Annotated in this window: 1 protein-coding gene; it reads left to right on the top strand. The window is 31.5% G+C overall.

Annotated features, from left to right (window positions below; translation table 11 throughout):
• On the top strand, positions 1 to 308 hold a 308-nt coding region (locus tag QWI17_RS16620; protein ID WP_302723647.1), incomplete at both ends, for a hypothetical protein.

The following is a 308-nucleotide window of genomic DNA, read 5'->3' as shown; positions in this document are numbered from 1 at the left end:
ATTTATTTGCATAATCAATTTCAAACGATGAAGAATTATATATTCCTGCTAAATTTCTGTATCTCAATTGCCACATTTGCTCAAATTAAAGTAAGAGTATTCGATGCTCAAGACGAATTTCGTTTAACAGGTGCTAATGTTTACAGTGATACCAAACAATTCCTTGGTCAAACAGACGAATTAGGAGAATTGGATATCAATGATTCTGTTCATTTTATTGATGTAATCAAGAACGGATATTTCTCGGAAAGTATTCAGACTGAAGGTAAAAAGTTGGTCGAAATTATGATGAAACCTTCTTTCATTAG

It is taken from the genome of Gilvimarinus gilvus, assembly GCF_030518155.1.
Lineage (GTDB): Bacteria > Pseudomonadota > Gammaproteobacteria > Pseudomonadales > Cellvibrionaceae > Gilvimarinus > Gilvimarinus gilvus.
Note: the sequence above shows the minus strand (reverse complement) of the source record. Positions and strands in the feature narration are given on the sequence as shown.